A 279-nucleotide genomic window follows, 5' to 3' on the forward strand; every position below is an offset into this window, starting at 1 on the left:
TGGAGAGAATGGTGGGTCGTGCAGGATTCGAACCTGCGACCAATTGATTAAAAGTCAACTGCTCTACCAGCTGAGCTAACGACCCGTGGCGTCCCATAGGGGAGTCGAACCCCTGTTACCGCCGTGAAAGGGCGGTGTCCTAGGCCTCTAGACGAATGGGACACACTGTTTGTTGAGGTTTGGGAACCTCAACCACTCTTTACTTTTTCAACCTATACAATCTGTGTGGACACTTGCATCAATAGTATCGTTAAGGAGGTGATCCAGCCCCAGGTTCCC

Annotated in this window: 2 tRNA genes; both read right to left on the reverse strand. The window is 51.3% G+C overall.

Features of this window, described 5'->3' with window-relative positions:
- Positions 1 to 9 precede the first annotated feature (9 nt).
- A tRNA-Lys gene (locus tag BCT27_RS24705) sits at positions 10 to 85 on the reverse strand.
- A gap of 1 nt (position 86) precedes the next feature.
- Positions 87 to 162 (reverse strand) — tRNA-Glu (locus BCT27_RS24710).
- Between the last annotated feature and the right edge of the window lie 117 nt (positions 163 to 279).

Origin of the sequence: Enterovibrio norvegicus, assembly GCF_002876705.1 — a bacterium.
Taxonomy (GTDB): domain Bacteria; phylum Pseudomonadota; class Gammaproteobacteria; order Enterobacterales; family Vibrionaceae; genus Enterovibrio; species Enterovibrio norvegicus_B.